This window comes from Olsenella porci, from assembly GCF_009695875.1.
Classification (GTDB): domain Bacteria; phylum Actinomycetota; class Coriobacteriia; order Coriobacteriales; family Atopobiaceae; genus Olsenella_H; species Olsenella_H porci.
The window spans coordinates 129,571-153,705 of sequence record NZ_VUNC01000007.1 but is presented as its reverse complement, the minus strand read 5'-3'; the positions used below and the strand labels follow the sequence as shown (position 1 = coordinate 153,705).

The window sequence follows — 24,135 nt, the reverse complement described above, 5'->3', positions numbered from 1 at the left end:
GGACAGGGCCTCGCCGGCAGTGGTCGCCGATTCCGGCGCCCCGCGGTGACGGGACTGGCGAATGTACGTTGGTGCGGATGGGGGCGGTTCGCTGTCTAGTCTGGTGAAATCTATCTTGACTTCAACACCTCGTGGCGCTCGACGCCACGGTTCCCGCAACCTGGGAGGGCAAGGCCGTCTCCTACGCCCAGCCCGCGGTGCGGGCCACGGGCGGGGCCGCGTTCGTGACGGGGCTCTCCAGCAGGGCCGGCGCCCGCTACGCGGACGGCGCCACCGTGCGCAACCTCACGAGCGAGCGCGGCGCGACCGTGACGCTCCACGCGCAGTGGGAGCCCAGGGTGGCGACCGTCTCGTTCGACGGCAACGGCGCCACCTCCGGGTCCATGGCGGCGAGGTCGCTCCTCTCGGACGAGACGGGCGCCAAGGCGCCCGAGTGCGCCTACGAGAGGCGCGGCTACGATTTCGTCGGCTGGAACACCAAGAGGGACGGCAGCGGAACCGCCGTCGCCGCGGGGGCCAGCGTGACGTACGCCTCGCTCGGCGGGGCCGACAAGGTCACGCTGTACGCGCAGTGGCAGACGAAGGCGTATACCCTCGTCTTCGACACCACGACGGGCGGCTACCTCTCCGATGCCGACGGCACGAAGACCGTCCGCTACCTCTCGCAGGTCGGGACGCTGCCGACGCCGACCGGCACCCCCGGCTTCAAGTTCCTCGGCTGGTTCGATGACTCCGGCACCCAGTGGGGCGCCACGACGGTCATGCCCATACCCGAGAACGGGAAGTCCATCACGCTCAAGGCCTATTGGAGCGTCGATAGCACCGACCTGCCCGACCACCTCATCAACGGCGACTTCGACTTCTACCCCGCCGACGGCTCCGCCCAGGTGAACGGCAAGGGCATCTACGTCGACCCCAGGCATCAAACATGGATGGACATCGCGACGTGGCAGAATGCGATCGCGGACTACGAGAGGGCGACGGGAAAGGAGCCGACCGGGAAGACCCTCGCCGACATCCTCGACAAGGCCAACCTCTGGCACGCATGGGGCGGCTACTTCACCATGTGGAACGGGAAAACCGGCTTCGGCTGGAAGTCGTACCAGCCTGCTGACCTCTATGATCGTGCCCAAGTTCAGAATGGCATCCAGATCACCTACCTCCGCGACAAGGCCACTAACACCAACGTCAGCTTCGCGGAGATCGACGCCCACACCGTGGGCACGCTCTTCCAAGGACGCTCTCCGCAGCGGAACTCAAATTACGCGCAAAGGAAGGTACGGAGGCATTCGTCAGGGAGCGCTTTGCAAACGAACGATCAACCTCCGCAACCTATCACAGGTTTTTCGTACAGGCACGGCATGCCGCCGAAAGGGTGCTAGGTGAAACGAACGACCTTTTGGATCTTCGAGAGAGCGGCAAGCCGCTTCTTGAGGAGGGCTTGTTGTACGTTCTTCGCGCCATGGATCGTCCGACGGTAAGCGAGGATGACTTCAAGAGCCTTTCAGATGCGGGCACAACGAGCCGTACTAGGTTTAAAGATGGTGCTCTCGCAGGTTCCGCACTTGAGTACCTAAGTCGAAACCTCAACATGGACGTTCTCCCTTGGATAGAGGATGGAAGGTCTCCGAGGGGGGACGAACGGAAGGCCGCTTGCATTGCGGTCGCAGCGCTCATAGCAGACCAAAGGACGAAGACCGACTTGCGTGGCAATTCGAGCCACAGCCAGGAGGAGGATGTGAGGCGAGCGCTGGTTGAGCGTTGCGGCATGGAATCCATTGCCAATCATGACTTTGACATTGCCAAGGACGGACCTTTGCCGGGCCAGGTCTTTGCTGGAGAGACCAGGGTGGCTGGATCGAAGGCGGATGTCGTCCTCGGGCTCTATGACGGCAGGTTGATGTGCCTAGAGTGCAAGGTCTCCAACAGTGAGGTTAATTCCTATAAGAGGCTCAATCACGAGACCCTAGACAAGGTGACGAAGTGGAGGGTCGCCTTTGGGCGGCAGTGTGTGTCTGGAGCCGTTCTCCAGGGGTGTTACAAGACGAAAAACCTGATCGACGCACAAGAGGCGGGTGCGTTCCTCTTCTGGTCATCGCATTTGGAAGAGCTGGAGGAGTTTGTAAATTCGACCAAATAAACGCGCCCGCCCCCGTCCGTTCCCCGCGCACAAGATAGGGGCGGGCACCGAGAGGTCGTCGGCGCCCGCCCTGGGACAGATCATATTACAGTGCCTTGGAAGTGGCCCCTACTCGGCAACCGGGATCCAACTCTTGTCGTCGGGGGCATCAACGAACGGCCCGACGACGGTGTAGCGGCTGATGTCGTAGCCCCAGACCCTGTGCAGCGACTCCATGTAGTCCTGCGCGTCCTTGGCGGAGGGGAAGTCGGCGTTGCTGAAGTACCCATCGATGTTCGCCGCCGAGTCACCGTCGGGGACCTTGATGAGGTACACCCTCGTGATGCCGTCGAACTTCATGGTCGCCCAGGAGTTCGCGAACGTCGCCTCGTCCTGCACCTCGACCGTCACGGTCACGGCGTCGGAGGAGCCGTCGGGGTAGGTCGCCACGAGGGTGGCCTTGGAGACGCCGGTCGCCTTCGTGGAGGGCGTCGCCCTCCAGGAGAGCTTCGTCCCCTCGGGCAGGTCGCCCTCGTTGGTGAGTGCGCAGTGGGGGTTGGGCTTGTTGCCCTGCTTCACGACCAGCCTCCTCCCCGCGGGCTGGTACTCGTCGGCCATGAGCTTCTCGCGGACGGTCACGGTCACCGCCACGGTGTCCGCGGTGCCGTCGGGGTAGGTGACTGTGACGGTGCCCTCCGCCGTGCCCTCGCGGGAGGTGTCGGGGGCCTCAGCCCACGTGAACGCGGTGCCGTCCGGCAGAGACGCGGCGTCGGCTATGGCCGACCTGGGGTCGATGCTGGAGCCGACCGCGACGGTGGGCGACGCGGCCCTGGGGTCGTAGGCATCAGAGAGCGGGCCCTGCGCCGCCTTGGCGCTGGTGCCGTACCAGGCCGTGCCCTCGGCCCTCCAGCCCTTGGAGACCAGCACGGCCTGCTCGCCGCGGCTCGTCGTGAAGTTGTGGGAGCCCGTCCTGGCGTTGGGGTTGTACTGGCGGTAGAGGGGCACCGACTTCGCGTCGGAGCTGTACCAGCCGATCCCCTCGTACCTCCAGCCCACGCTCACGAGGTGGTCGCGCTCGCCCCTGCTCATCGTGTAGTGGTGGTCGCCCGCGTTGGGGTTGTAGAGTCGGTAGACGGGCGTGGAGCTCTTGGCCGGGGCGACCCAGCCCGTGCCCTCGTAGCGCCAGCCGACCTTGACGAGGTGGTCGCGCTCGTTGGTGTTGCCCGTGTAGAAGTGCTCCCCGCTGTTGGGGTTGTACAGTCGGTGCATCGGCTGGGTGCCGCCCCAGTCCGCCGCCATGGCGGGCGTCGCCGCGACCGCCCCGAGCCCGAGGCCCGCCGCGACCGCCACCGACGCCGCGGCCCCCGCGAGCCCCATCCCGATCCTGGTCCTGTAATCCCTCATGGTTCCTCTCCTCCCGCTCGCTGTCTCTCTTCTCACGATTAAGAGTACACCGTGTCGTTCAGGGTTCGTGAAGCCCCTTCGCCGGGCGTCGAGAGGTCGTCGGCGCCCGCCCCTTTCCCATGCGCGGGGAACGGACGGGGGCGTGCGGAAGGTTTACGTCATGTCCCCCACGACGGTCACGGGACCCGCAAGGCCCAGGGTGACGCGAGGGCATCCCCGCACCTCCTGCCGACCGCGCCTTCGACACCGAGGCGTTAGGCCCTGTTAGACCAGTGTTGACAGAATGAAATTCTGAACCTTGTCTTAACATAACGCACAAGCTCAAAAGAGGACGGCTCTAACAGGAGCCGTCCTCTGTCAAGCAAACGACATGTTGGTTTTCAGTCGTCGTATTTCAAGAACTCATATTTGAACAGTGTCGGCACTATTTCGCTGTTGTAATAGTCCGTGGCCAGCGTCTTCAATGTTTGGTAAGCGGAATGGACCTCGACGTTGTTCCAGACGGTCTTACCATCCTCGTCCTTGTACGAGGTGTCGATTTCAACGCGAATCTGGTAGACGCCATAGGTCAGAGCGGGATTGTACTCAGCTGTCTCCTTCGCGGCCCCCAGCAACACGTTCCATTGGTCGATGACGCGCTGCTCGGGTTCCCCGACATCGAGCCTCCTCAAATCCTCGGATGTGACGGTCGGGCCGTTTGTTGTGTCCATGCACAGCTCGTTTCGGTAGAACCGCCCGTCGCTGCCGGTGAAAGTGCGCATGTGGTTCTGTGACTCAACGCACGTGAACAGCAGGCACTTGCGCAGCCACTGGTCGAGTTCTCCGGACGCGACATCGGCGTTGAATCGGTTCGCGCCGTCACCCGACTTCATGATGCGGGCCCGCTGCGTCCACTCACGGTTGTACGTGATATAGCGCGACATCGCGAACAGCGGCATCTTCTGCAGATAGTTGTCCTTGCGCAGGTAGAAGCCGTTCCCGTCGTATCGACCCCCGACGAACAGGCTTGAGTCTAAATCGGGGTTATCGAATCCCGAGCTGTGGGTGACCATGTAGCCGATAATCTGGTCATTGCATGCTGGCTTGTTACGGCGGACGCCGCCCGTTTTCTCCAGCCCATCGAGGCCGCACAAGATGCCGTCGCGGTCCGCCTCGAGTATCGCCCTCTTATCGTAATAGGTCTTGCTGACGCTGCTATGGATGCGTCTTACGTCGAGCATGCCGACGCCGACGAATTCGGTAGCGTCGAGAAAGTTGGCGTAAGCCCGAGGGCGAGTGCCGGGCTCGTCCCGGCCGAGCGAGTGGGGCGTCGCTAGGATTCGAAACCTCGCCTGTATCCTATGCCGCCTCCATCCTGTCCGCAAGCTCGAGGCTCGCCCTGGTCGCCTGCTCCGCCACGAACCCGAGCTCCCCGCTGCTCCCCTCGCTCGGCGGCTCGGGCTTAGGCCCGTCCTCGCAGAGCTCGGAGATCTTCTCCTCCGAGAAGTAGCGCGACCCGACCACCCTTCGTCCCGCTAGCACAACACCGCCCCCACCAGGCGGGCCAGCGACGCCTCCGAGGGGAACACCTGCACCACCCTCGACCTGCGCCTGATCTCCCTGTCGGTCCTCTCCTGCGCGTTGTTCGCGCCGACCATCCCGTACGCTCGCCGGCCGAGCTGCCAGCCCCCGGCCCCACGCGCGCAGTCGCGCATGAGGCGGACGACGCGGCGCTGCCGGGCCGCGCCCCGGAAGGCCTCCCGCATGGCCCCTCAGCCCCTCGTGGGCGTCGGGCGTGACGAGCCGGACGCCCGAGGCGCCCCCTTGCCTGGCGGCGTCCGGGAAGGAGGGCCGGGAGCCGTGGCCCCCGGCGTCGGCGACCGGCGCGCCCGGGACGCGCCCCCACCCGCGCCCGCCGCAGCCGATGGCCGTCACCGCCGCGGCGGGCGCCACGCGGCCCTCCCCCCCGCGCTTCGCGTGGGTCGCGTCGAGCCGGAGGCAGGGGGCGCGGACCCCGGGGAGCCGCAGCTCCCCCACGTCGGCGCACGGGTCCCTCGCCACCGCGCCGGCCCGGCCCTTCGACAGCCCGTCCATGCCCATCTTCCGGGCCTCCCCCTGGTAGCGGGTAAGGACGCCCTCGGGGAGGAAGCGGCCCCGCCCGGGCTCCGGGACCCCGGGCGCGAGCGTCCCCACGCAGGTCGGTGGCCTGTGCTCCCTGCAGCGGTTCCTGCCGTTGCCCCCGCCGGGCATCCGGTCGGCCCCGGCGCCCATGGTCTCGCTCGCGACGCCCCCCGCGAGCCTCCGCAGCAGCCCCCGCATGTCAATCGTGCCGTCCTGGAACCTCGGCATGGTCGCGCCGCCCAGGGTCGCCGTGGGCGGCGCGTCTGACACGCTTTGCGTTGCGGCCATCGTCCCTTTCCCAAGGATCCGACCTGTCGCGATTTCAGATTCTGGGACGATGGCCGCCCCTTCTCGGCCGACGGTCAAGCCCGACGGCCCCTTCGCTTACACCAACGTTTACGACGCGATCCTACTTCGGTCAAGTGAGCTTTCTCTGCTAGGCCTGATGGAATGCTCATTGCGGCTACACAGGTCAATGCTCAACATTTGCATTGCCGTTGTTTGTCGGCACTCAGTCGCCTAGCTTAAACGCGAGACCGAGAATTTCCTGATGGCTTCCCGAGGAGAAGTCTAGAGCTACCAAAACGCCCCCAGCGAAGACTCGCCGGGAGCGTCGCTTTCATGGTGGGCCCAGCAGGATTCGAACCTGCAACCCAGGGATTATGAGTCCCCTGCGCTAACCGTTGCGCCATGGGCCCTTACAAAAATGGCGACGACCGAAGCCGTCGCCTCAATGTCATGGTGGGCGATGCTGGATTCGAACCAGCGACCCCTTCCGTGTGAAGGAAGTGCTCTACCCCTGAGCCAATCGCCCTCAGTGCAAGGAGCATCTTACCAGAGAGTTCCATGGGGGTAAAGCAGAAATATCGATTAAAATATCGCTACTAAAGATTCGCCAGTTTTTTCCGCCACTTATATCGTGCGCCCTAGATTGCTTCAATGTGCGTTTCATGGCTAACAGTGGAAAGCCCGGTGGCCTTACGCATGCAAACCTTGCGATACGCCCAACGTAACGGCTTGGAAACTGAAACCTGTGAATCAAAATTTGTGCCGCAAGCGGCGGTATCTATCGATGATTGCGTAATGTTCCAATGACGGGACACCCACTCAAACAAACAGCCCCCCGGACGTCATGTCATCCGAGGGAGCTGCATTGGTTACTAGCTAGGTTAGCCTACGAGCACACGCTACGCACGCTGGGAGCGAACGCGGGCGGCAAGCGTCGCGACGACCTCCGAGATAGGAAGCTCGCTCCTCTCCCCCGTCGCGCGGTCCTTGACCTCGACGTTGCCGTTCTTGACGGCCTTCTTGCCGCAGACGACCTGATACGGGAAGCCCATGAGGTCAGCATCGTTGAACTTGACGCCCGGGCGCTCCTTGCGGTCGTCCAGCACGACCTCGACGCCCTCCTTCGCAAGCCCGTCTGCGACCTGCTCGGCGACGGGCCACACGACGTCGTCGCCAATGGAGAGGGGAATGACCTCGACCTCGTACGGTGCGACCGAAACGGGCCAGATGATCCCGTTGTCGTCGTGGTGCTGCTCAACAACGGCCGCGACAGTCCTTGAGACTCCGATGCCGTAGCAGCCCATCTGGAGCGGCTGCTCGTGCCCGTCCACGTCGGCGAAGGTGGCGCCCATGGCCTCGGAGTACTTGGTGCCCAGCTGGAACACCTGGCCCATCTCGATGCCACGCGCGCCCTTGAGGGGACGGCCGCACTTGGGGCAGAGGTCGCCCGGCTTGGCGGTCACGACGTCCACCCAAGCGTCGTTGGCGATCTGGAAGTCGCGCCCGCGCTTGGCGTGCACGAAGTGATAGTCCGCCTCGTTGGCGCCGACGAGCCACCACGTGGACTCCCTGAGCGACTCGTCCGCGCAGACGCGGATGCCCTGGGGCAGCCCGACCGGACCGATGAAGCCCTTGACCAGGCCGTACTGCTCAAGCTCCTCGTCGGTCATGAGGTGGTAGGCACCAAAGGCGTGCTCGGCCTTGACGTCGTTCATGTCGTGGTCGCCGGGCACGAAGCAGACGACGGGGTTCCCCTCGCCATCCACCAGCGCGAGGGCCTTGCGCGTGCCGCTCTGCTCCACGCCGAGAAGCGCGCTCACGTCGGCGATGGAACCCGCCCCCGGCGTATGGACGCGCTCCAGCTCGCCCTCCGCGCCCTCGGTCACGTGGACCTTGGCGGTCGCCGCCTCGACGTCCGCCGCGAAGCCGCAGTCGTCGCAGTACACGAGCTCCGCCTCGCCCGCGTCTGCGAGCGCCATGAACTCGACGGAGGAGTCGCCGCCAATCTGGCCGGAGTCGGCCACAACGGGAAGCGCCCTGACGCCGCACCTCTCAGCGATGCGCGCGTAGGCCTCCTTCTCCTCCTGGTAGCACTGGCGCATGGACTCCTCGTCCGCGGAGAACGAGTAGCCATCCTTCATGATGAACTCGCGGCTCCTCATGAGGCCAAAGCGCGGGCGCAGCTCGTCGCGGAACTTGTCCTGGATCTGGTAGAGGGTCACGGGGAGCTGCTTGTAGCTGCGGAGCTCGTTGCGCACCAGGTCGGTGAACGACTCCTCGTGGGTGGGGCCAAGGGCGAACTCGCGCTCGTGGCGGTCCTTCAGGCGCATGAGCTCGGGCCCGTACACGCCCCAACGGCCCGACTGGCGCCAGAGCTCGCCGTCGGTGAGGATGGGGACCTGCATCTCCTGCGCGCCGATGGCGTCCATCTCCTCGCGGATGATCCGCTCGATCTTGAGGATCGACCTCCATGCGAGCGGGAGGTAGCTGTAGAGGCCCGAGGCCCCCTTGCGGATCATGCCCGCCCTGAGGAGGAGCTTGTGGCTGGCCAGCTCCGCCTCGGCAGGGTCCTCCTTGAGGGTCGGTGCGTAGAGGCGGGACATCTTCATGTAGGTGCTCAAGGTTTCTTCCTTCCGGGTTACTTCACACACGCTGACCATGATACGCCGTGGCTCAGCCTTGGTAGCGGCTCTTGATCTCGGAGACAAGCTCGTCCACTATCTTGTCCTCCGTGACCTTGCGCAGGGGCTTGCCATTCTCGAAGAGGAGCCCCTGCCCCTTGCCGCAGGCGACCCCCAGGTCGGCGTCGCGCGCCTCGCCGGGGCCATTGACCACGCAGCCCATGACGGCGACGGAGATGGGCGCGCGCATGCCCTCCAGTCGGTCCGACACCTGGCGTGCGATGTCGATCAGGTCCACCTGGCAGCGCCCGCAGGTGGGGCAGCTCACGAGCTCGGGCCTCAGGCGACGCATGCCCAGGCACGAGAGCAGGTCCCAGGCAACGAGCACCTCCTCCACGGGGTCCGCGGTGAGCGAGAGCCGCATGGTGTCACCGATGCCGTCCTGCAACAGCGTTCCCACGGCGATGCTGTTCTTGACCGTTCCCTGGCGGAGCGTGCCAGCCTCGGTCACTCCCACGTGCAGCGGGACGGTGGGGAGCTCGCGCGAGAGGGTTCGATACGTGCGGATGGTCGTGGGCACCGAGTGCGCCTTGGCGGAGAGGACCACGTCACGGAACCCGCGCTCCTCAAAGTGGCGGACGAACGAGACTGCCGACGCCACGAGCTTCTGCGAAGGGTCAAGGTCCTCTCGCCTGTCGATGTCAGGGTCCAGGGACCCCGCGTTGACTCCGATGCGAATGGGCACGCCCGCGGAACCGGCAGCGTCGATGACCGCGTCGACGCGGTCGAGAGACCCGATGTTACCCGGGTTGATGCGAATTGCCGAGGCACCGCGGGAGACGGCCTCGATGGCAAGCTTGTGGTCGAAGTGGATGTCGGCCACGACAGGCAGCGGGCTCTCGCCGCAGATGGTGCCAAAGCCGTCGAGCGCCTGCGCGTTGGGGATGGCGACCCGGATAATCTCGCAGCCGGCCTCGGCGAGACGCGAGATCTGCGCCAGGGTTGCCTTGGGGTCGCTGGTCCTGGTCGTGCACATCGACTGAACCGAGACCGGGGCACCTCCCCCAACGGGAACCTGCCCCACGTGAACCTGGTGCGTGCGTGACCGTGCGGGCGCGCCCGCCGTACTCGTCTCGCTCATGTGACCCCCTAGCGAAGGATGATGTTGACGAAGTCGTTCCTCAGCGCAAACGCGAAGAGGACGAGGAAGAACGCGAGGCCGACGTAGCTCACGATGGCCTGTGCGCGTGCGGAGACCCGGTGGCGCGAAACCGCCTGGATGACCTCGATCAGGATCTTGCCGCCGTCGAGCGGTGGGATGGGGAGCAGGTTCATGAACCCCAGCGACATCGAGATCATCGCCACAAACAGGGCGAGCTCGTAGGGTCCAGCCTGCGCCGCCTGGCTCGCCATGGTCGAGATGCCCACGACCGACGAGGTGCTCTGCATCGTCTCGACCGTGTGGGTTGGGATGATGAGCCGTACGGCGAACGTCGCGACCTCGGCGCCATATGCGAATGCGGAGCGCGACGCCTCGACCACGGTGGGGTGGTAGGTCTCGGTCTGTGCGTCAACGCCCAGCATGGTCGCCGACCCGTCGTCGGGCACGTCCACGGTCGTGGTGTGGGACTCGCCATCGCGGGTGTACGCGATCTGGAAGTCGTCGCCTGACGAGAGGGCGTCGTCGATGGCGGTCCCTAGGCTCTTCCAGTCGCTGACCGCCTCGCCGCCAATCTGGGTGAGGGTGTCGCCGGCCTTGAGCCCCGCCTTCTCCGCGAGCGAGCCTGCCTCCACCGCACCCAGCGTGTTGCTGTTCTTGACCACGCCGACGCCGCAGATCGTGAGCGCCAGGACCATAACCAAGAATGCGCAGAGCAGGTTGACCAGCGGCCCAGCGAACAGGGTCGCGACACGGGGCCAGAAGCCCTTGCCCTCGTAGGTGCGGGCCTGCTCTGCCCTCAGGAACTCCCCAGGGTCCCCCTGGATGGGACGGCTCTCCCCCGCGGGCGAGAAGCCCGGGGCGTCAAAGTCGTGCCCCCTGTCGTAGGCGGTGAGCATGCCGGCGTCGCGGGCGACCGTCTGGAAGTGCTCGGGCCATGTTGACTGCCCGGGCCTCTCCCCCGCCTCGTCGTCGTACCAGGGCTCGATGGAGGCGAGGTCAGCGAGGGAGGCAAGCAGGCGATAGGCACGTTCCTCGTCGATTTGCAGCTCCGCCGCGACGTCGGTTGCAGAGATTCGGCCACGCTCCTGCACGATGGCAAGACAGGGGGCGAGAAGCTCGTCGTCCGCACCCTCCATCCCGCAGATGCGGGTGTAGCCGCCCAGCAGGATGGGGGTCACGCCGTACTCCGTACCCGTCTTGCGGGAGCGCCACGAGAGCCGGAACCTGCAGGGAAGGCCCAGAAAGAACTCCGTCACGCGCATACCGCAGGCGCGTGCGGCAAGGTAGTGCCCGCCCTCGTGCACGAACACGAGAAACGAGAGTACGACGATGCCCCAGAAGACTGCCGAGGCAACGCCGCCGAGACTCACTTGTGCCCCCCGAGCAGCGACTCCGCCTCTTGGCGCGCCCAAGCGTCGACCTCGGCAAGCTGCTCCACGCTCTCGACGGGGACGACGTCCGTCCTGCCCATGACGGCCTCCACGGTACGCTCGATGTCGAGGAAGCCGCAGCGGTCCTCCCTAAAGGCGAGGTTGGCAACCTCGTTGGCGGCGTTCATAGCGCACGGGAGCGTGCCGCCAACCCTGCCAGCGTGCTTGGCCAGCGCCAGGCAGCGGAAGGTGCTCTCGTCCGCCTCGCCAAAGGTGAGCGGCTCGCCCGCCGCGTAGTCCACCCGCGGGGAAGGCGTCGCCCACCGCTCCGGGTAGCTGAACGCGTACTGGATGGGAATCCGCATGTCCGACGGGCCCAGTTGCGCCTTCACCACGCCATCCGCAAACTCGACCATCGAGTGGATGCGGCTCTGGCGCTGAACAAGGACGCGGACGTCGTCGATGGGGACGTCGAACAGGTGATGGGCCTCGATGATCTCAAGTCCCTTGTTCATTAGTGTCGCCGAGTCGATGGTGATCTTGGGGCCCATGGTCCACGTGGGGTGGCGCAGCGCCTGGGCGGCGGTCGCCCGAGAGAGCTCCTCGCGAGAGAGGCCATAGAACGGACCGCCCGAGCAGGTGAGCCACAGGCAGTGGATGTCCGCGTGCCTCTCCCCCACCAGGCACTGGAAGATGGCGCTGTGCTCGGAGTCGAGGGGGACGAGCATGCCGGGCTTGGCGAGCGGCATAAGGAGGTCGCCGGCGATGACGATGGACTCCTTGTTGGCGTAGGTCAGGACCTTGCCGGCCTTGAGGGCGGCGTACCCCACGTGAATGCCCGCCGCCCCGACGACCGCATTGAGGACGCAGTCGACGTCGTCCATCCAGGCGACATCCTCGAGCGCGCCGGGCCCAAAGGAGCAGTCACACCCGGCGGGAAGGTCGCGCAGCACCGGGTCGTTGCGGTGCGTCACGTCCGAGACGACCACGTGGCTCACGCCAAACTCGCGGGCGATGGCAACCGCCCGCTCGGTGGAAGAGTTGACGGAGATCGTGACGACGCTCAGCTTGTCAGCGTGCTGCCTGCAAACGTCAAGCGCCTGGGTACCGATGGACCCAGACGCTCCCAGGATGGCCACACGCATCGGGCGCCTGCGAGGCGCCCTTGGGGCCGTGTCCTCGAATATGCTCAAAGAATCCCCCCAAAGTGCAGAAGAAGGTATGCGGTCATGCTCGCGAAGAGCATGGAGTCGGACCGGTCGAGAAGGCCGCCATGCCCGGGCATGATGTTGCCGGAGTCCTTGACGCCCACGCCGCGCTTGATGCGCGACTCAAAGAGGTCGCCCACCACGGAGGTTATGCCCACCACGATGCCGCAAGCCACGGCGGTACCGTAGCCAATGCCCGCGACGCCGAGGCGCGCGAGGATGAGCCATACGATGATGGTCCCCGCGATACCGCCCCAGAAGCCCTCGACGCTCTTGTTGGGCGAGATCTTAGGAGCGAGCTTGTGGCGACCGAAGCGCGACCCCACGAAGTAGGCCGCAGTGTCGTTGAGCCAAACCGACCCCATGACGCCAAATGCGAGAAGCCCGCCCCAGAACCCGGGGTCGGACTTGCGGATGAGCACGATGCAGGCAAACATGAGCGACGTGTAGATGGGGCCAAAGGCCGTGATCGCAACGTCACCAATGGTCACGCGCAGGTTGAGGACGAACCACATCGCGCATGCGATGAGCAGAAGCAGTATCACCACCAAGAGGCCGTAGTGGGGCGAGATGACGGGAGCCAGCGGGAACAGGATCGCCGCAGTAAGGCCCACGATCTCGTTGGGCATCCTGCCACCCATGCGAGACATGCGATAGAACTCGGAGCAGCACAGCCACGCCATGGCGGACACCAGCACGGCGGTGGGGATGACGCCCCAGAAGAGACACCCAACAGTCACGATGGCGTAGATGGCGCCGGAGGTGGTTCGGGTGAGCATCTTCTCGGTCCATCCACGGGCCTTCTGGCTCCTAAGGTTGCCAGAAACCCGATCGTCCTCCTGCTCCTCGCGCTTCTTCTCGAGCTTGTCTATCTCTCGGTCGATCGCGCTCTCCTTGGGCTCAGACGACCCGTTCGTCTCCCCGTTTGCCTCGCTCACTTTGACACGACACCCCCAAAGCGCCTCTTGCGCGACTGAAACGACTTGATGGCACGGAGCATGTCCCAGCGGGAGAAGTCCGGCCACAAGGTGCTTGTAACGTAGAACTCCGTGTAGGCGAGCTGCCACAGCAGATAGTTGGAAAGCCTGAGCTCGCCAGACGTCCTGATGAGCAAGTCTGGATCGGGTAAGCCGGCGGTGTACAGACGAGACGAGATGGCATCCTCATCCACGTCGTTGGGAGAGAGTTCGCCTGATGCCACGGACTCCGCGACCAGGCGCGCGGCGCGGGCGATCTCGGCCCTTGAGCCATAGTTGACGGCGAGGGCAAAGGTCATGCCCGTGTTGCCGCTCGTCTCCTCCAGCCCTTCCTGGAACACGTCGTAGGTCTCCTTGGGGAGCGCCTCGAGGTCGCCAAAGAAGCGCAGCCTCACGTTCTCCTGGTGAAAGAGCGGCAGCTCGTTGAGGAGCGTGGTTGCAAAGAGGTGCATGAGGAGATCGACCTCGTGCTGCGGACGCTTCCAGTTCTCGGTCGAGAAGGCATAGCACGACAGCACGTCGAGCCCCAGTCTCACGCTCGTGGTGACCGTCTCCCTCAGCGAGTCCACTCCGGCGACGTGTCCCTCGGACCGATCGAGCCCGCGGGCCTGTGCCCAGCGCCCGTTTCCGTCCATGATGATGGAGACGTGCGACGGAATGCGTTGGAGGTCAATGTCCCCCAGGCTGATGTCCGTCGGCGCCTCGACAAAGTACTCGCGAAGCTTTCCCTCGTCCCGCTGCACCTGAAACCTCATCTCGGCCAAGTGGTTTTCCCGAACTATGCATTGTGCCAGCGTCCATGCACAAGCGTTTCCATTATGCGAGTAGTGTGCCATAACGACAGTGAGCGTTTTGATTTGGGACGCACTTTCCATGGATGCACACAAACGCTCTGAAGTGCAGTTTATTTGCATTCCATATGAGAGGACCGCGTGTTTCGGTTGCAGCGCCACCAGCGGCATGCCGGCAATGGCGCCTCGACTGGTGAACGGTTTTCCAAAGCCCCCTGCCGTCAGCCTTGGCGCAAGTGCCAAATGCAAATGCCCACCCCTCCGTCGAGGGATGGGCACGCTCTCTCTTCTGAGTTAACCGCTCCCAAGGAACGAGCTAATCGCACCAGCTCCAACGCCCAGCGCCAGTGGTGTAGCCTAGATCTCCATGACCTCGGCGGTCTTCTCCTTGAGCAGCGCGTCGACCTTCTTGACGTAGTCGTCGGTGATCTTTTGGACTTCCTTCTTCACGCGGGCAACGTCGTCCTCCGAGAGGTCCTCGTCACGCTCGGCCTTGTTGTTGGCGTCACGACGGGCGTTTCGAATGGCCACCTTGGCCTCCTCGCCGTACTTGCTGCACTCCTTGGCGAGCTCGCGACGACGCTCCTCGGTGGGCTTGGGGAAGGGGAGACGAATCGAGACGCCGTCGTTGGAGGGCGTAATCCCCAGGTCGGAGGACTCGATTGCCTTCTCGATGGCCTTCAGGGCCGTCTTGTCCCAGGGCTCCACCACGAGCATGGAGGCCTCGGGGACCTTGACGCCAGCCAGCTGCGTGATGGGCGTGGGCTGGCCGTAGTAGTCAACCTTGATGTCGTCGAGGACATGCGCGTTCGCTCGACCCGTGCGAACCTTCGCGAAGTTGTGCCTCAGCCCCTCGATGCACTTGTCCATGTGCTTCTTGGCAAAGTCGCCGTACTCGCTCATGAGAGCCTCCCTATTCGTCTACGACGGTGGTTCCAACGCTCTCGCCCCTGAGGGCACGGTCAAAGATGCCCTTCTCGTCGAGGTTGAAGACCATGATCGGCATGTGGTTGTCATGGCAGAGGGCGGTTGCCGTCGCATCCATGACGTGGAGGTCGCGGTTGAGAACCTCCATGTAGCTGATGGTATCGAACTTCTTGGCCTCGGGGTGCGAGACGGGATCCATGTCGTAGATGCCGTCCACCTTAGTGGCCTTCATGAGAACCTCGGCACCAATCTCGCACGCGCGGAGCGCGGCAGCCGTGTCGGTGGTGAAGTACGGGTTACCGGTCCCCGCAGCGAAGATGGTGATTCGCCCCTTCTCCAGATGACGGATGGCCCGGCGTCTGATGTAGGTCTCGGAGATCGCGTGCATCTCGATGGCGCTCATGACCCTGCACTCCATGCCGTTGTGCTCGAAGGTGTCCTGGAGCGCCAGGGAGTTGATGACCGTGGCGAGCATGCCCATGTTGTCGCCCTGGGCGCGGTCCATGCCGGCAGCAGCACCCGAGAGCCCACGGAAGATGTTGCCGCCACCAACGACGACGGCAATCTGCACGCCCGCCTCGTGGGCTGCCTTGATGTCGTCGGCGATCTTCTGGGGGACGCCTGGGTCGATGCCAAACTCCTTGGAGCCCATGAGGGCCTCTCCCGAGAGCTTGAGAAGAACGCGCTTGTACTTGTAGTCAGACAAGTCGAGCCTCCTGTCACGTTGTGGTGAAGGGCACGCAAGCCTTCCACGATGCCCCAAAGATTCTATCAGAGGCGCTGGGACGCCTACCCCACCCAAAGGCGAGCGGACGGTCTAGACATACACGAAGGGCCGGTGCCCTGCGGCATCGGCCCTTCCCATGCTTGGTATCCCGTTACTCGCCGAACGCGAAGCGAACGAAGCGGGTGATCTGGATGGTATCCTCCGTGGCCTTGTCGACCTTCTTGGCGAGGTCGGCGATGGTCATGCTGGAATCCTTGATGAACTCCTGCTCGGTGAGGACGTTCTCCTTGTAGAACTTCTCGAGCTTGCCGAGGGCGATCTTCTCCTGGATGAACTCGGGCTTGCCGGAATCGGCGGCCTGAGCCATGTAGATGGACTTCTCGTGGGCGATGACGTCCTCGGGAACGTCCTCGCGGCGCGCGGAGACGGGGGCGATTGCCGCGACCTGCATGCACACGTCGTGCGCGAAGGTCTTGAACTCCTCGTTCTGCGCGGTCTCGGGCTTGGAGAACTCGAACACGGTGATGTCAGCGAGCTTGCCACCGAGGTGGATGTAGCTGGCAAGCGCACCGTTCTCGACGGTCACGCGCTGGAAGCGGGCGATCTTCATGTTCTCGCCGATGACGTGAATCATCTCGGTGAGCTCGTCCTTGACGGTGTCCTCGCCCATGGGGAGGGCGAGCAGCGCGTCGACGTCGGCAGGGTCGTTCTCGGCCACGACCTTGGCGAGGTCGTTCGCAAACCCAGTGAACTTGGGGTTGGTGCCCACGAAGTCGGTCTCGCAGGTGAGCTCGAGGAGTGCGCCAGTCTTGCCATCCTCGGAGACGTACGCCGCCACGGTGCCCTCGTTGGTGTCGCGCCCAGCGCGCTTGACGGCCTTGGCAACGCCCATCTTGCGGAGCACGTCGACGGCCTTCTCGATGTCGCCATCGGCCTCGACGAGAGCCTTCTTGCACTCCATCATGGGGGAGTCGGTCATCTCGCGGAGCTGCTTGACCAGAGCGGCAGTAACCTGTGCCATGTATCTCTCCTATCTAATGCGTTCGAACGCTACTCTGCTGCGGAAGCCTCGGCTGCAGCGGTCTCGACCGCGGGGGTCGTCTCACCAGAAGCCATCTCCTGCTCGGAAATCTGCTCCTTGCCGCTGCCAGCCAGGATGGCGTCGGCAACGAGCTCGCACATGAGGTTGACGGAGCGAATCGCGTCGTCGTTCGCGGGGATGCCGTAGTCCACGACGTCGGGGTCGGAGTTGGTGTCGAGCAGGCCGACGACGGGGATGTGAAGCCTGTTGGCCTCGCGGATGGCAATCTCCTCGCGCTTGGTGTCGACAACGAAGAGCGCCTGCGGGAGGGTGCGCATGTCACGGACGCCACCGAGGTTGCGCTGGAGCTTCTCGAGCTCCTTGGTGAGGACGGACTGCTCCTTCTTGCCGCGGGCTGCCATGCGACCGTCCTCGACCATGGCCTCGAGCTCCTCGAGGCGGTCGATGCGGGAGCGCATGGTCACGAAGTTGGTGAGCATGCCGCCGAGCCAGCGCTGGTTGATGTAGGGCATGCCGCAGCGCTCGGCCTGGGTCTGGATGGGCTCCTGCGCCTGCTTCTTGGTGCCGACAAACAGGATCTTGCCACCCTTGGCGGCGGTGTCCTTGAGGAAGGTGTAGGCCTTGTCTGCGTCCACGACGGTCTGCTTGAGGTCGAGGATGTAGATGCCGTTGCGCTCACCGAAGATGTAGGGCTTCATCTTGGGGTTCCAGCGACGGGTCTGGTGACCGTAGTGGCAGCCTGCCTCGAGAAGGGTGCGGATGTTGATCTTGACAGCCATGTGTAAACCTCCGTTGGTTTGTCCTCCGCGTGATGTCACCCCCGTCGGAACCACCCGGGGCTTGGCTGCGCCCCAGGCACCATGGCCCGCGAGTCGTCACGCGTGTGTCTTGTCGCCGTGCTTCTGCACAGCGAGTTCACATTATAGCAACGTGCAAACCACGCTGCCAACCCGCTCTCCCGCACATGGGCGCTCCACAAGTTGCCGCCGGGGAATGCGTCGCACCACAGGCAGAGGCCCGTCGAGCTCACTCGGCCCTGGGATGGGCCTGCCGCGCCTCCTCGCGCAGCCTCTGCGCCGAGAGGTGCGTGTACACCTGCGTGGTGGCGATGCTCGCGTGGCCCAGGAGCTCCTGCACGCTCCTGAGGTCGGCCCCTCCGGCCAACAGCTCGGTGGCGAAGGTGTGCCTCATGGCGTGTGGCGTGAGCGTTGGGTCCAGCCCCGCCTGTGCCACATGGCGCTCGAAGCACGTCCGCAGCGCGTCGGCCGACATGCGCCTGCCCCTGGTGGAGAGGAACAGCCCACGCGTGGGCTCGCCACCCTTTCGCCTGACAGCGAGAACGGGTCGGGACTCCTCAAGGTAGCGCCTGACGATGCGGCAGCACTCCCGGTATATGGGGACGATCCTCTCCTTGGAGCCCTTGCCAAAGAGCCTGACCTGTCCCTGGGCAAGGTCAACGTCACCCACGTCGAGGCCAGAGGCCTCCGAGACCCTGGCCCCCGTCGCATAGAGCAGCTCGAGGAACGCGCGGTCCCTGAGGCCGCACGCGTCATCCATGTCACACGTGGAGAGGAGCCTGGACGCCTCCGCATCGCTCATGACGCGCGGGAGCGGCCTGCCCGCCTTGGGGCTCGAGACGGCGGCGGCCCCGTCAACCGACACGACCCCCTCGCGCAACAGCCAACGATAGAGCGTCCTGAGCGACGAGAGGTGCCTGCTCACCGTGCGGGGGGCGTATCCTGCGGAGACGAGCTCGGCAAGGTATCCCCTCAGCTGACGGTGTGAAACGAGCAGGGGGTCCACGCCCTCTCGCTCCGCCCAGTCACAGTAGGCGGCGAGGTCGGACCCATAGGCCCTGACGGTCTGCGGAGAGAGGTTCCTCTCCACCTGGAGCGAGCGGAGGAATCGGGGGACCTGCCTCCTGAGCTCTGCCTGGTCGGCGGTGCGATCGGGTGTGGCGGGGGCGTCAGCCACGGTTGGCGCCGCCGGGGAAGAGGTCCGGCCTCGTCGCCAGGTAGCATGCGAGGTCCTCCGTTGCGCGATCGGCGTACGCCAGATAGCGCTCCCGCTTCTTTCTCCGCCCACCACCAAGGGGAGGCACCAGCCCAAAGTTGACGTGCATGGGCTGGTAGGGTTCGGTGGCGGGATCGGTGGCGTAAGAGACGAGCGACCCCAGCGCGCCGGTGCGCGGAAGATCAACCGGCGGGAGCCCCGTCATCTGCGCGTACGTGTTGAGCGCGGCGAGCAGCCCCGAGGCGATCGCCTCGGTGTAGCCCTCCGTCCCCGTGATCTGCCCAGCCAGCCTGCAGCGCGTCCCGGGGATGGCGAAGGTGCGGTCGAGGACCCGCGGGGAGTCCACGAACGAGTTGCGGTGCATGACCCCGTACCTAAAGAACTCGGCCTCCTCCAGACCCGGGATCATGCGGAACACCCTCTTCTGCTCCCCCCAGGTGAGGTTGGTCTGGAAGCCCACGAGGTTGTACGCGGTCCTTTCGGCGTTCTCTGCCCTGAGCTGGACTGCCGCCCACGGCCAGCGCCCCGTCCTGGGGTCGGTGAGGCCAACGGGCTTGAGTGCCCCGTGCCTGAGCGTGTCGCGGTTGGTGCGTGCGACCTCCTCGACGGGCTGGCACGCCTGGAAGAGGTCCGCCTGCTCAAACTCCTTGGAGACGACGCGCTTTGCGGACACCAGCGCATCGTAGAACCGGTCGTACTCCTCGCGGTTCATGGGGCAGTTGAGGTAGTCTCCCCCACCCTCCTCGCCATAGCGAGACTGCTCAAAGATGACGTCCCGGTCCAGGCTCTGGGCGTCCACGATGGGCGCGGCGGCATCGAAGAACGCCAGGTGCTCGGACCCGAGCCTGCGCGTGAGGGCATCGAACAGCCCGTCAGAGCAGAGCGGCCCCGCGGCGATCACGCCCCACCCGTCGGGTATCTGGTCGACCTCCTCGCGCACGACCTCGATGAGCGGGTTGTCCTCGACCTCCCGGGTGACGGCAAGGGAGAATGCGTCCCTGTCGACCGCGAGCGCCCCTCCGGCGGGCACGGACGACTCCTTGGCAAGGGAGAGGAGCCTGGAGCCCATTGCAGCGAGCTCCTCCTTGAGGAGGCCGGCGGCGCTGTCGTGCCGGGTTGCCTTGAGGGAGTTGGAGCACACGAGCTCCGCAAGCCGATCGGTGTGGTGGGCGGGCGAGGCGACCGTTGGCCTCCGCTCGCAGAGTCTCACGGGCACCCCCCTCACGGCAAGCTGGAGTGCGCACTCGCTCCCGGCGAGTCCCCCGCCGATGACCGTTACCTGCTCCAACAAGGTAGCTCCTCTCCAAGAATCCACTGGCGACCGGCGGCCAGCGAGGCACCGGGCCCTCTCGTGGTACGGATTCTACCCGAGAGGGGCGACGGCGACCCGTGAGGTGGCAAGGAGAGCAAACCCACGCTAGGTCCCCGCGTCCCCCTCCTCCCCAAGGTCAAGCCTGCCCTGGCTTCCTCGGGAATGCGTCCTGCCCCTTGCCAGGTATGCATGGGCGCTGAGGCTGAACCTCCCGTCGGGCATGCGCTCCACCACCCCGCGCGCCTGGTAGTCGGAGAGGCATCGGATGACGTCGAGGACGGGGGCGTCCAGGTGGCGCGCGAGGTCGTCCGCTCGCATCGGCTCGCCAATGAGCGCGCTCAGAACCCTGCCCCCGGGCCTTCCGCACCCGTCCGACGCGGATGCACGCACCAGGTCGTAGTCGAGCGAGATCCTTGCCTCCAGGTCGCGCTCCGAGGTGATGACGTACGCCCCGTCCGCGATGAGCTGGTTCGCCCCCTGGGAGGTGGGCGAGAAGATGCTGCCCGGCACCACGTAGAGGTCCCTCCCCAACTGCTCCGCGGCGAGCGCCGTCCCCAGGGTCCCAGACCTCTCCCCTGCCTCGGCGATGAAGACGGCCCTAGAGAGCGCGGCGATGACCGGGTTCCTCTTGGGGAACGAGTACCTCCTGGGAGGGTTGTCCCAGCCCTCCAGCGAGACCACGGCACCGCCCTGTGCCACGGCACGCTCGAACACGTCCTCGGATGACCGCGGGTACACCCGGTTGGCCCCGCACCCCGACACCACGACCGTCATTCCCCCGGCGTCGAGCGCACCCCGCGCGGCGGCCGAGTCACAGCCCATGGCACCGCCCGAGACGAGCGTGAGGTCGCACTCGGCGGCGACCCTTCCCGCAAGCCGAGAGGCGGCGATGCCGTAGGGCGTCGCCTTGCGAGCCCCGATGACCGAGACGCTCTCCCGAAGGAGCGCATCGGGGTCTCCCCTTACGTAGAGGCGCTCTGGCGGGTCGGGGAGGTCGAGGAGACTGGGTGGATAGCCCGTTTCGCCACGCCTCAGGATGACCCTCTCTTCCATTCTCCCTCCTATTGCAGTCCTCGATACAGGGACGCCTCGGTGACGTCGTCCCTCGAGACCGTCTCGTGCTCCTGCAGGTCCGCTATGGTCCTCGCGACCAGTGCGACCTTGACGATGGAGCGCCCTCCCAGGCAGTTCCTCCTGCCCAGCCCTTCCAGGCAGGCGGTTGCCCTCTCTTCCAGCCCAAGCCTTTGGGAGAGGCCCCCCGAGTCGTCGCTCCGGCGCTCCCGCCACGAGGAGAACTCGCGCGCCCGTGCCACCTGGTCCCTCATCTGCGCCGTCGTGGCCCCGTGGTCCCCGCCCAGCACCTCTCCCGACTCCGGACGCCTCACGCCCAGGTGGATGTCGATGCGGTCCATGAGAGGACCGCCAATGCGCGACCGATAGCGCTCGACGCGCCCCGGCGGGCAGGTGCACCTCCTGCCGGGGTCCCCGTAGTGGCCGCAGGGGCACGGGTTCGCCGCAGCTATGAGCAGGAACCTGCAGGGGAATGCGTACGTTCCGTCAGCCCTGACCAGGCGCACCTGCCCCTCCTCCATGGGCTGCCGCAGGGCCTGGAGTACGTTGCCAGCGAACTCGGGGAGTTCATCGAGGAACAGAACCCCGTGGTCGGCGAGCGATATCTCCCCCGGGATGACGGGCCTTCCCCCGCCCACCAGGCCAGCCATCGAGACGGAGTGGTGGGGAGAGCGGAAGGGTCTCTCGCCCCGAAGCGCAAACTCCGTTGGCTGACCAGCAACGGAGGCCATGAGCAGGACCTCCTCCCTCTCGTCCTCGGTGAGGGGAGGGAGGATGCCCGGAACCCTCCTGGCGAGCATGGTCTTGCCGGCGCCGGGCGGGCCGACCATCAGGAGGCCATGGGACCCCGCCGCGGCGATGGTGATGGCCCGTTTTGCCTCCTCCTGTCCGTGCACCTGCGAGAAGTCGAGCGCGCCACCCCCCTCCACATCCCCGTCGGCCAGAGGGCGGGGTGGAGGGGTCGAAAGCGAACGCGTGCCCTGCCTGAGCTCCGCCAAGCGGCACATGACCCCCACCTCGCCCCAATCGGGCACGAGGCGACAATCGCGGGAGCAGGCAAGCCTGAGCCCAAGCGTTCCCGCAAGCCTCTGGTAGGCGACCGCACCGCGAACGGGTTGCACCTCGCCCTCCAGGGAGAGCTCGCCCACGAAGAGGCACTCGGAAAGCCCCTCCGTCGGAATCTGACCCGTGGCCGCAAGGATCGCGACCGCGATGGGAAGGTCAAGCCCCGTTCCGGTCTTGCGCAGTTCGCCGGGGGCAAGGTTGACGACGAGGTGGAGCCTTGGGACCTTGAACCCACAGGCGGAGATGGCGCAACGAACCCGCGCGGGCGCCTCCGCAACTGCGGAGTCCGGCATTCCCACCAGCGAGATCCCCGGGATGCCAGAGGAGCATGCGACCTCCACCGATACGGGCAGGGCCTCGGCTCCCCTGACGCAGGCGCCGGTGACGCAGACCGAGCCGCCCATCTACTCGTCCCATGAGAATGCACCCACGAGGTGGCGAAGGCTCGCCTGCCTCTCGCCCACCACGTTGATGGCAATGACGTCAAAGCGCACGAACGAGACCTCGGGATGGAGCATCATGTACTCGAGGGCAATCCTGCGGTAGCGCTCCCGTTTGTCGGAGTCCACGGCAAGCTCGGGAAGGCTCTCGCGTTCCCGTCCGATGGCAAGCCTGGTCTTGACCTCGACCAGGACGTACTCCCCGTCCTCCCATGCGACGATGTCCGCCTCGCCAGAGCGGCAGCGGAAGTTCCTCTCCACGATCTCGAGCCCCCGGCTCTCCAGGTATGAGGAGGCAAGCTCCTCCCCTCGCATCCCCAGTTCCCTGGGAGAGAGGTCCCGGGCGCCGTGGTCCCCGCGCCGTGCACACGGGCATCCGTCCGCAACCACGCGCGTGCCTGACCCCGCCTGCTCCCCGACGCATTCGCGCGAATCTTTCGTGGTTTCCGCGAACTCTCCCTGGTGGTCGTCAAAGGGGCACCCTTCCCAGTCTGACATCGCATCCTCCCTCGCTTCGTACGACAGTGGCGCGATCTTCGCACGAGATGGACGCACGGGACTTTCCCCCGCAAGGCGCAGAGGTTGCAAGGAATTCGGGACCCATCGAACATGGGGGTCCGTACTGCAAGGCTCTGACCGCCAAATCGTTGTGGGGAGCGTTGCGAAACCTAGAAGAGAGGGGGCGTCTCCAGGAAGTTGCCACAGAAAGAGACACGGTGGATGGGCGTGAGTCCGCGCTCGCGTATCGCGGCGATATGGGCGGCGGAGCCATATCCCTTGCATTCAGCGAGGTGGTAGCCCGGATACTCCTCGTCGTAGGCCACCATGATGGAGTCCCTCGTGACCTTGGCGACAATGGAGGCCGCAGCGATCGCGGCGATGCGAGCGTCACCCTTAACCAAGGTCTTCTCCTTTGGATGGACGTGGACGGGGTTTCCGTCGATGAGGACGCAGTCGGGCTCCACGCCTGCGTCCTCGATGGCCTTGGCCATGGCAAACCTGAGGGCCGATGCCATGCCAACGGCGTCGATGGAGGCGGGCTCAACGTGTGCGATGCCGATGGCGGTGGCGACCTCGGCTATACGTGCCGCAAGGACCTCCCTGCGAGCCGGCGTGAGCTGCTTTGAGTCGTTGAGCCCCCAGACGATGGGCTCCGGGGGGAGAATCACGGCACCCACGGTGAGCGGCCCAGCTATGGCGCCCCGCCCCACCTCGTCGACGCCCATCACAAGGCCGGTCCCGCCCATCTGCGCCTGGAGCTGGTACATGGCCCTGACGCGTTCCCGCTCCGCACGCTCCGCCTCGCTTCGACGAACGGCGCGGGCAACGGCGGCCCTTACCTGCTTGCGCGGGTCGTCACCATACCGCCCGACGAGGTCGTCCACCTCCTCGATGGGGGCGTCGTTGATGATTGCGACGATCTCGCGTGCAGTCGCTCCCCGCGGGCCCTCGGACATGATGCCTCCTCACAAAAAGAGCCGCCCCGCATGGGACGGCT

General features: G+C 65.5%; 21 protein-coding genes, 2 tRNA genes and 1 pseudogene. 2 read left to right on the top strand and 22 right to left on the bottom strand.

What is annotated here, in order from left to right; translation table 11 throughout:
* The first annotated feature begins 131 nt into the window (after positions 1–131).
* Positions 132–1,382, top strand: a complete 1,251-nt coding sequence (locus tag FYJ68_RS09035) for an InlB B-repeat-containing protein (protein WP_154435894.1) — start codon at positions 132–134, stop codon at positions 1,380–1,382.
* Positions 1,376–2,140 (top strand): XamI family restriction endonuclease, encoded by a 765-nt coding sequence (locus tag FYJ68_RS09030; protein ID WP_326832308.1) that lies wholly within the window; start codon positions 1,376–1,378, stop codon positions 2,138–2,140. Before FYJ68_RS09035 ends, FYJ68_RS09030 begins: the two co-directional genes overlap by 7 nt.
* Before the next feature lie 108 nt (positions 2,141–2,248).
* Here FYJ68_RS09030 and FYJ68_RS09025 read toward each other — a convergent pair whose 3' ends face one another.
* The 22 genes and pseudogenes from FYJ68_RS09025 to FYJ68_RS08925 all read right to left on the bottom strand — a co-directional run bounded on the left by FYJ68_RS09025 (position 2,249) and on the right by FYJ68_RS08925 (position 24,094).
* Positions 2,249–3,523 (bottom strand): Rib/alpha-like domain-containing protein, encoded by a 1,275-nt coding sequence (locus tag FYJ68_RS09025; protein ID WP_154435890.1) that lies wholly within the window; start codon positions 3,521–3,523, stop codon positions 2,249–2,251.
* A gap of 380 nt (positions 3,524–3,903) precedes the next feature.
* Entirely contained in the window at positions 3,904–4,743 is an 840-nt protein-coding gene (locus FYJ68_RS09020) for a hypothetical protein (RefSeq protein WP_154435888.1), read from the bottom strand.
* Positions 4,744–4,861: 118 nt separating this feature from the next.
* Positions 4,862–5,044: a hypothetical protein gene (locus tag FYJ68_RS10255; protein WP_229772155.1), complete on the bottom strand. Its 183-nt coding sequence runs from the start codon at positions 5,042–5,044 to the stop codon at positions 4,862–4,864.
* Positions 5,044–5,148, bottom strand: a pseudogene (locus FYJ68_RS10250) (transposase); the annotation flags it as partial. The gene FYJ68_RS10255 and the pseudogene FYJ68_RS10250, both read right to left, overlap by 1 nt.
* Before the next feature lie 1,097 nt (positions 5,149–6,245).
* Positions 6,246–6,321, bottom strand: a tRNA-Ile gene (locus FYJ68_RS09010).
* 41 nt (positions 6,322–6,362) lie between these two features.
* Positions 6,363–6,437 (bottom strand) — tRNA-Val (locus FYJ68_RS09005).
* Between the two features lie 373 nt (positions 6,438–6,810).
* Complete coding sequence (locus tag FYJ68_RS09000) at positions 6,811–8,520, bottom strand: proline--tRNA ligase (protein ID WP_154435923.1); 1,710 nt, start codon at positions 8,518–8,520, stop codon at positions 6,811–6,813.
* Positions 8,521–8,584: 64 nt separating this feature from the next.
* On the bottom strand, positions 8,585–9,673 hold the full coding sequence (gene ispG / locus FYJ68_RS08995; protein WP_154435887.1) for a flavodoxin-dependent (E)-4-hydroxy-3-methylbut-2-enyl-diphosphate synthase: 1,089 nt from the start codon (positions 9,671–9,673) through the stop codon (positions 8,585–8,587).
* Positions 9,674–9,681: 8 nt separating this feature from the next.
* Positions 9,682–11,064 carry a M50 family metallopeptidase gene (locus tag FYJ68_RS08990; protein WP_326832307.1) on the bottom strand — a complete coding sequence of 461 codons (1,383 nt, stop codon included), beginning with the start codon at positions 11,062–11,064 and terminating at the stop codon, positions 9,682–9,684.
* Complete coding sequence (gene dxr / locus FYJ68_RS08985) at positions 11,061–12,209, bottom strand: 1-deoxy-D-xylulose-5-phosphate reductoisomerase (RefSeq protein WP_154435883.1); 1,149 nt, start codon at positions 12,207–12,209, stop codon at positions 11,061–11,063. The genes FYJ68_RS08990 and dxr overlap by 4 nt, the downstream gene beginning before the upstream one ends.
* A 44-nt stretch (positions 12,210–12,253) precedes the next feature.
* On the bottom strand, positions 12,254–13,210 hold the full coding sequence (locus tag FYJ68_RS08980; RefSeq protein WP_326832306.1) for a phosphatidate cytidylyltransferase: 957 nt from the start codon (positions 13,208–13,210) through the stop codon (positions 12,254–12,256).
* Positions 13,207–14,004: an isoprenyl transferase gene (locus FYJ68_RS08975; RefSeq protein WP_154435919.1), complete on the bottom strand. Its 798-nt coding sequence runs from the start codon at positions 14,002–14,004 to the stop codon at positions 13,207–13,209. The genes FYJ68_RS08980 and FYJ68_RS08975 overlap by 4 nt, the downstream gene beginning before the upstream one ends.
* 393 nt (positions 14,005–14,397) lie before the next feature.
* Positions 14,398–14,943: a ribosome recycling factor gene (gene frr, locus FYJ68_RS08970; RefSeq protein WP_154435881.1), complete on the bottom strand. Its 546-nt coding sequence runs from the start codon at positions 14,941–14,943 to the stop codon at positions 14,398–14,400.
* 10 nt (positions 14,944–14,953) lie between these two features.
* Positions 14,954–15,673 carry a UMP kinase gene (gene pyrH, locus FYJ68_RS08965; protein ID WP_154435879.1) on the bottom strand — a complete coding sequence of 240 codons (720 nt, stop codon included), beginning with the start codon at positions 15,671–15,673 and terminating at the stop codon, positions 14,954–14,956.
* A 172-nt stretch (positions 15,674–15,845) separates the two neighbouring features.
* The gene (gene tsf, locus FYJ68_RS08960) at positions 15,846–16,715 is read right to left on the bottom strand and encodes a translation elongation factor Ts (protein ID WP_154435877.1); all 870 of its coding nucleotides are present in this window, start codon (positions 16,713–16,715) and stop codon (positions 15,846–15,848) included.
* Between the two features lie 29 nt (positions 16,716–16,744).
* Entirely contained in the window at positions 16,745–17,515 is a 771-nt protein-coding gene (rpsB, locus tag FYJ68_RS08955; protein ID WP_154435875.1) for a 30S ribosomal protein S2, read from the bottom strand.
* A 247-nt stretch (positions 17,516–17,762) separates the two neighbouring features.
* A complete protein-coding gene (locus FYJ68_RS08950; protein ID WP_326832305.1) occupies positions 17,763–18,710 on the bottom strand; it encodes a site-specific tyrosine recombinase in 948 nt (315 codons plus the stop codon).
* Entirely contained in the window at positions 18,703–20,040 is a 1,338-nt protein-coding gene (gene trmFO / locus FYJ68_RS08945; protein ID WP_154435873.1) for a methylenetetrahydrofolate--tRNA-(uracil(54)-C(5))-methyltransferase (FADH(2)-oxidizing) TrmFO, read from the bottom strand. Before trmFO ends, FYJ68_RS08950 begins: the two co-directional genes overlap by 8 nt.
* Before the next feature lie 126 nt (positions 20,041–20,166).
* Complete coding sequence (locus FYJ68_RS08940) at positions 20,167–21,114, bottom strand: DNA-processing protein DprA (RefSeq protein ID WP_154435872.1); 948 nt, start codon at positions 21,112–21,114, stop codon at positions 20,167–20,169.
* 8 nt (positions 21,115–21,122) lie between these two features.
* Complete coding sequence (locus tag FYJ68_RS08935; RefSeq protein ID WP_154435871.1) at positions 21,123–22,601, bottom strand: YifB family Mg chelatase-like AAA ATPase; 1,479 nt, start codon at positions 22,599–22,601, stop codon at positions 21,123–21,125.
* Entirely contained in the window at positions 22,602–23,135 is a 534-nt protein-coding gene (locus FYJ68_RS08930; protein ID WP_195837781.1) for a YraN family protein, read from the bottom strand.
* 170 nt (positions 23,136–23,305) lie between these two features.
* Positions 23,306–24,094: a ribonuclease HII gene (locus FYJ68_RS08925; protein WP_154435869.1), complete on the bottom strand. Its 789-nt coding sequence runs from the start codon at positions 24,092–24,094 to the stop codon at positions 23,306–23,308.
* Positions 24,095–24,135: the final 41 nt, after the last annotated feature.